7 protein-coding genes are annotated in these 6,511 nt (G+C 43.2%); 2 read left to right on the top strand and 5 right to left on the bottom strand.

From position 1 onward, the window contains the following. Positions 1–144: 144 nt before the first annotated feature. Both H6G26_RS42705 and H6G26_RS42700 read left to right on the top strand, forming a co-directional pair. Positions 145–915, top strand: a complete 771-nt coding sequence (locus H6G26_RS42705; protein WP_242053806.1) for a hypothetical protein — start codon at positions 145–147, stop codon at positions 913–915. A 45-nt stretch (positions 916–960) separates the two neighbouring features. Continuing rightward, positions 961–1,440 (top strand): hypothetical protein, encoded by a 480-nt coding sequence (locus H6G26_RS42700; RefSeq protein WP_242053804.1) that lies wholly within the window; start codon positions 961–963, stop codon positions 1,438–1,440. Between the two features lie 836 nt (positions 1,441–2,276). Here H6G26_RS42700 and H6G26_RS19860 read toward each other — a convergent pair. The 5 genes from H6G26_RS19860 to H6G26_RS19840 all read right to left on the bottom strand — a co-directional run bounded on the left by H6G26_RS19860 (position 2,277) and on the right by H6G26_RS19840 (position 6,499). Further along, complete coding sequence (locus H6G26_RS19860) at positions 2,277–3,005, bottom strand: ABC transporter ATP-binding protein (RefSeq protein ID WP_190730896.1); 729 nt, start codon at positions 3,003–3,005, stop codon at positions 2,277–2,279. An 84-nt stretch (positions 3,006–3,089) separates the two neighbouring features. Continuing rightward, positions 3,090–3,314, bottom strand: a complete 225-nt coding sequence (locus H6G26_RS19855) for a 4Fe-4S dicluster domain-containing protein (RefSeq protein WP_190730895.1) — start codon at positions 3,312–3,314, stop codon at positions 3,090–3,092. Between the two features lie 130 nt (positions 3,315–3,444). Further along, on the bottom strand, positions 3,445–4,659 hold the full coding sequence (locus H6G26_RS19850; RefSeq protein WP_190730894.1) for an ATP phosphoribosyltransferase regulatory subunit: 1,215 nt from the start codon (positions 4,657–4,659) through the stop codon (positions 3,445–3,447). After that, positions 4,659–5,612, bottom strand: coding sequence for a J domain-containing protein (locus tag H6G26_RS19845; RefSeq protein WP_190730893.1), 954 nt, complete (start codon positions 5,610–5,612; stop codon positions 4,659–4,661). The genes H6G26_RS19850 and H6G26_RS19845 overlap by 1 nt, the downstream gene beginning before the upstream one ends. An 80-nt stretch (positions 5,613–5,692) precedes the next feature. Beyond that, entirely contained in the window at positions 5,693–6,499 is an 807-nt protein-coding gene (locus H6G26_RS19840) for an inositol monophosphatase family protein (RefSeq protein WP_190730892.1), read from the bottom strand. Positions 6,500–6,511: the final 12 nt, after the last annotated feature.

The following is a 6,511-nucleotide window of genomic DNA, read 5'->3' as shown; positions in this document are numbered from 1 at the left end:
AAAAAGGGGGACTCTGATTCCGGTTCCCCCCTTAAAAAGGGGGGTTAGGGGGGATCAATAAGTGCCTAAAATCATAGCCAACCACTTTTCAAACAACCTCTCAGTGTTGTTTTGGGAATAATCAACATAGTACTGACTATATTTATGGCTTTTTTAAACAAAATAAACTTTGATTTTTTGCGTAAAAATTCTCCAAATAGCTCTGAGATAAATCCGTCTGCCCCCAGCGTACAATCTGCAACCCCCAAAAACCTAGCTAAATTAGAGCATGAAATGGAGTTAGAAAGGCAGGCGCTCAAAATATCTTCTCAGCAACTGCATAGCAAAGCCAAGCGGGGTATAGGTAGTAAACTTATTTGGATAGCAATACTTATAGGCATTCCCGTTGGTGTAATTTGGGTGGCTAACCAGCCTTACCCCGTGATTCGCCGTCCGGTGATGCTCCATGCGCCTTTTTTGTTGCTACCCAGCTACATCAGCATGGATAATCATTATCGGCAGGCGTTGGTATCAGTCGAGCAAGCTGAACAATTGATTGAAAAAGCTACCAGTCCTGCTGATTTGGCTTTGGGAGAACAGAAGCTACAAGAAGCACAAAAACATCTAGATCAGTTACCAACTTCCTTTGTTAATGATTGGTCTGAATACAGATATTGGTGGTACAACTCGCGCTTTAGTGTCTACAGTTTTAATGCATTCCGTAGTCAAGTTGGACAGCTAGAAGCTAAGGTTTTTCAGGAAAAGAATGCTCAGTCTTTGCTTACCGATAATATGCAGACCCTGTTAAATGCAAAACAGCAATATGAACAAGCTGCAACAGTAACTGATAAGCAGACTCGAACAGCTGCTTGGCAAACGGCGCTGAATCAATTAGAGCAGATTCCTAATCAAACTCTGGCAGGAAAAACTGTCTAAAATCAACTAGATAATTATAAGCGTGAGTTTCAGGAAGTTGTTGGATTGGCGGCAGGGAACGATCGCATCACTGCTTTAATCACCGCAGCACGGCAATTTTCGTGGCAAGCTGCTAAAGCTGGTCAAAATCCGCCGCATAGTGTAACTGAATGGCAACAGATAGAAAATTTGTGGATAGAGGCAATTGAGCGGCTCAAAGAAATTTCTTCAAAAGATGTGGCGGGTTATACTGAGGCACAGAAGTTACTAGCAATTTATGAAGCGAATTTAGGTCAAGTTAAGGTAAGGCGGCAATCTGAAGCAGATGCTGTGGAAGCTTTGGAGACGGCGCAACGAGAAATCGAAAGGTTACTTGCTTCAATTCCTACTGATGCTGATGATATGGATAGAAATCAAGTGTTGAGCCAATTGCAAAGTATTGTTAATCAATTAGAAAAGGTGCAAAATGGCACAACAGCCTATCTAAAAGCTCAAGATTTACTACTATCAGCAAATAATAAACTAAAGCAGCTTCAAGTTAAATAAATGGTAGCGATCGCTTTGGTATGCTAATATCTCCGCCAAAAATCTTTGCAACATAATGAATCGAATGTAGGAGCGTACATTTGTACGCTCCTACATCTGTATAAGGTATTTCATGAAATGGTATGAGTCCATTTGTACTATTTGTTTTCTGTTTGATTTCTAGCCAGTTGTGGTGAAGCGATGACGCTTTGCTCTGCTTGTTTACTGCATCCACCATTTCAGGTAGTTTACAGAGCGTGAGCGTCAACAACTGGCCATTGGGTGGGATTTTTGAGACGGGAATTAATCCCTTGTAGAATTTTCTCAATGTCCCAGTAACCCTGTTGATATATCAATTAAAACTGCAACATGAAAATTTTGGATGCCAAATTGCCAAAAGCACTCAATCAATTTTGATTAGGGTAAACATAGACGTTTTTATACCATGAAAAAATCCCCCAGGTTCCCTCTGGAGAAGCTTTACAGGAGTTGTTGTGACTTAGCAGTATATCAAAAAGTGATGCAGAGCTTTATATATAGGAAGTTCAATACGCCTTCCTGTTAAATCGGGGTTCTGGCAAATCCGATTAATTTGCATTTTGATCATTTTTTCCTGAATGAATGTCCTGTTTTGCCTTTCTACTCGCTGTAGATGTGATTAGAAAGGCGATTATTAGGGAGAATTCTTTGAGCATGGATAACGACGGTCGCGGCAGTGGCAGGAATTTTTATTAGCTTTTGTATTAGTTATATAGATAGCGTAGGCGCAGTCCAAACTAGGCATCGCTATCGCCTGGCAAAGTTTCCTTATTTAAAGTGGTGTTATGTTGAATGGGAGCAAGAGTGATTAAAGATGATTAATGTCTTTTCCCTGCTCCCAGATAGAGCTCACCCACTTTAGGATCATTCAACAGTTCTTGACCAGGGCCTGAGATAGCATCGCGTCCCGACTCCAGTACATAGCCGCGATTGGCCATCTCTAAAGCCTTACGGGCATTTTGTTCCACTAATACGATCGCAGTTCCCGCCTGATTAATTTGTTTAATCTGCTCAAACACTTGTGTCACCAAAATCGGGGACAAAGCAGCAGATGGTTCATCTAAAATCAGCAAACTAGGTTCTAGCATCAAAGCTTTGCCCATCGCTAGCATCTGGCGTTCTCCTCCAGAGAGAGTACCAGCGCGTTGACGACGGCGATCGCTCAGTCTGGGAAACATACTAAATATTTTATCTTTGATTGGTTTCAGGGGAACGTTAAGCACAAACGCGCCCATCTCCAAGTTCTCTTCAACACTCAGAGAGGGGAAAACATTGGCGATTTGCGGTACGTAGCACATTCCTCGTTGAACGATTTGATTGGACTTTAGCCCCACAATATTTTCACCTTTGAAAGTAATTGTGCCTGTGTGGGGGATCAAAAGCCCAAAAATTGCTTTTGCTAAAGTAGATTTACCAGCACCGTTGGGGCCAATCACTGTTACCAATTCCCCTGGTGCAACCTGAAAATTTACACCTTGCAGGATATCTACATCTTTGATGTATCCAGCGTGGACATTTTGAACATTTAGTAAATAGTCATTTGTCATTGGTCATTGGTCATTGGTCATTGGTCATTAGTCATTAGTCAACAGTCAAGTTAAACATAACTATTGACTGTTGACTATGGACTATTAAGGAGTTTTTTGCAACTCCGGTCGTTCTTCTGCAAGAATCGCCCCTTCTACTGGGCAAACTTGGACACATATACCACAGTCGATGCAAGTGGCAAAGTCAATCCAGTACCAATCTGTTCCCTTGGCATTCTTGCCTGGCCCATCATGAATACAAGCTACTGGACAAGCATCTACGCAGTCAGCTACGCCTTCACAGACTTCTGTAACAATTGTGTGCGGCATATTCTCAATTCCCTCTTTTCTGTATCGGCTATTTCTAGCCTAGCAGGGGAGTGGGAAGAGGGCAGGGGGGCAGGGGGCAGGGGGCAGGGAGAAATAATCAAAATTCCCAATGCCCAATGCCTAATTCCCATTAACGCAATGATTCTATTTTTGGGGAGCCATCAGGTTTAATCCAGGCAATTTGGGCAATGCCGCGATCGCTTGCATATTGGCGAATAGCGTCTGTATCCCTTCCCCCCAAATCAATTTCTACCCGCACCAAATCAGTAGAATCTCTGAGCTTTTGCGCGTAGGCAAAGGCAGGGGCGTTAGCACTCATTGTCTCTGGGACAACTAAGCAATTACTCGCTGGGGTTGCTTGTGGTAATTGCTGAGTAGACAACAAAACTTGGTATAAATCTTCGATATTGAGTCCAAAACCAATTCCGGGGATGTTTTCTCTTTGGGGATGATATAACCCCAAAAGTCGGTCATAACGACCACCACGCCCTAAAACTCTGGCTTGGGAATCGGTATCGTTGACAACTTCAAAGACGATACCAGTGTAGTAATCTATGGTTTGGATAAGGCTGAGATCGAGGATTAAGGGAAATTTTTTCTCTGATTCCAGTAATTCTACTAGGGATTTGAGATTATTTACTGCCTCTCGCTGTTCTTCATCTAGATCCAAACTACTAACTTTTTGTAACACGTCCGCACTGGGGCCTCGCAGATCCAGCATGATTCTGGCGCGATCGCGCAGTTTGTCACTTAGGGGTAAACTATCTATGGTAATGCGGTCAAGATGAGCGATCGCACTGCGAACTTTATCCTGTAAATTAGCAGGAAACGCACTCAAGAGCGATCGCGTAATTCCCGCCTCACCTAAAATCAAATGCCATTCTTGCAAGCCTAGTGCTGCTAAACAATCGGCTACTAACAACAGTACTTCCGCATTCGCCAGCAATCCGCCAGCACCTAATAATTCCACCCCAGCTTGATAAAACTCTTGCTGGCGATTGTGTCTACTTTCCCAAGTGCGGCGAAACACATTAGCGTTGTAGTACAACCGTTGCGGATAAGTTGTATTTGCCATCCGAGTGACAACAGTACGAGCAATGGATGCTGTTAATTCTGGACGTAGCCCTAATTCATCATCCTCGCCATTTTGTTGTAGTTGAATCACCATCTGGCGCTGGATTGCTTCTCCTGCCATCAGGGTATCCATACGCTCTAAAGTCGAGGTGATAATCCTGTGATATCCCCAACGGTGAAACACCTGCTGTAACCGATCTTCAATCCAGCTTTTTTTCTCCACATCCAAGGGCAATAAATCCCTGGCTCCTGCTGCTGGTTGATACACCATTATTTTTTCTTCCCACCAAACAAACCACCGAACAAACCACCACTACCAGATTTATCTGGTTGCTTATCTCCATTATTGGGGGATGAAGTCACCTTATGATCATTAGGTTGTTGTCCTAGAGCTTTATCTATTTTCGGTTTCCATTGCAGAGCCGTTTCGTCACGGGGGTCTAATTTTAGAGCATTATCGAAGTGGATTTTCGCCATTTTTAGCTGATTCTGCTTTAAATACACCATTGCAATTAAGCTATGGCAGCGACTATTTTTCGGTTCTAGCTTCAGGGCATCTTGCAACTCTACTTTGGCTTGGGCAAATTGGTTTTTGTCAATCAAAGACTGAGCGCGACGTACATATTGTTCTATAATTGAGTCTTCTTTTGGTGGCGCTGGTTCTGGTGGTGTATTCTTTGGTGTATTTGGCTGAGGCGTACCTGATTGAACTTTGGGTTGAGCAGGTGGCGGCGGTGCGGATGGTTTGCTTGCACTCCGCATTAAATACACTAAATTCAATTCACTAACTTGGGCAATGACTTGCGGCACTTGCTCTAAAGAATCGTATTGGGTTTCGCCGATTTTAGCGATCGCACTTTTATAGAAATGATCGAGATTAGGCGTTTGGGCTAACTGTTTAGCCAAGTCAGTATTGAGAGTTACCGAAGTAGACTCTTGTACTAAGCGCCTGCCAATTTGCGACAAAATTAGAATATATTCCGTGCGAGTGCGATCGCCATACAGTGTTTCGTAAGCTGGGTTTACTAACTTTGATAACAATTCGTTCCCTAGCTGTTTTTGTTCAGCACTTTCAGTAAAACTACTGTCCGGGTGTAAGCGACGGGCAATTTTGAGATAGCGTTTCCGAATCTCTTTGGCATCCGCATCTATTGGAACGCACAATACTGCGTGATGATCTATGAAATCATATTTAAATAGTCCACGGTCTATTTTGAAAGACATATAGAAGTTTTGCACCAAAGGAGCAGTTAGATTCTTTTTAGTTTACCCAAAGTAGAGGGGAAAGCCCCCACCTGCTACACTCATGCTGACAGTGGTGGAACTTGTAAAAGTTCGCTACTGAGGGAACCGTGAATATAACTATTTGTGGCAAGAATTCTACCTGACTCAATTTTGACGGGAGTACCATCGTAAGCGGTGACTTTGCCTCCAGCTTCTTGTAACAAAATTATTCCGGCGGCAATATCCCAAGGAGAAAGCCCTCGTTCCCAGTAACCATCGACACGTCCACAGGCAACATACGCTAAATCTAGCGAGGCGGAACCGCTACGTCTGACTCCTTGGGTAAGATGGGTGAGGTGACTAAATTCTGCGTAGTTGTTATCAGAGGTTTCGCGGCGATCGTAGGCAAATCCTGTCACTAGTAGGCTTTTACTTAGTTCAGATGTTACCGAAACCTTAATGGGGCGACGGTTACGTGTTGCTCCCAAGCCAGCAGCAGCACGGAATAGCTCATTGTGGAAAGGGTCATAAATCACACCAACTTGCGGAACGCCATTAATTAACAGTCCGATGGAAACTGCAAAAAATGGGTATTGATGAGCGTAGTTGGTTGTGCCATCTAGGGGATCTATTGCCCAAAGGTATTCATTTTCTTGATTACCTAACTTCCCTGATTCTTCAGCAAGGATGGAGTGATCGGGAAAGTGGCGGCGCAAAATTTCTAAAATCACCTCTTCTGAAGCTTTATCAGCAGCAGTAACTAAATCGCCAGGGCGACCTTTTTCAATAATTGCGTCTTCTAATTTACCTAAGTAACCTTGTAAAATGACACCAGCAGCTAATGCCGCTTCAGTAGCAATATCTAGAAAAATTTGTAGATTAGTCATTAGTTATTGGGA

The sequence above is a fragment of the Nostoc sp. FACHB-888 genome, from assembly GCF_014696655.1.
Lineage (GTDB): Bacteria > Cyanobacteriota > Cyanobacteriia > Cyanobacteriales > Nostocaceae > Nostoc.
This window is presented reverse-complemented; position numbering and strand designations above follow the sequence as displayed.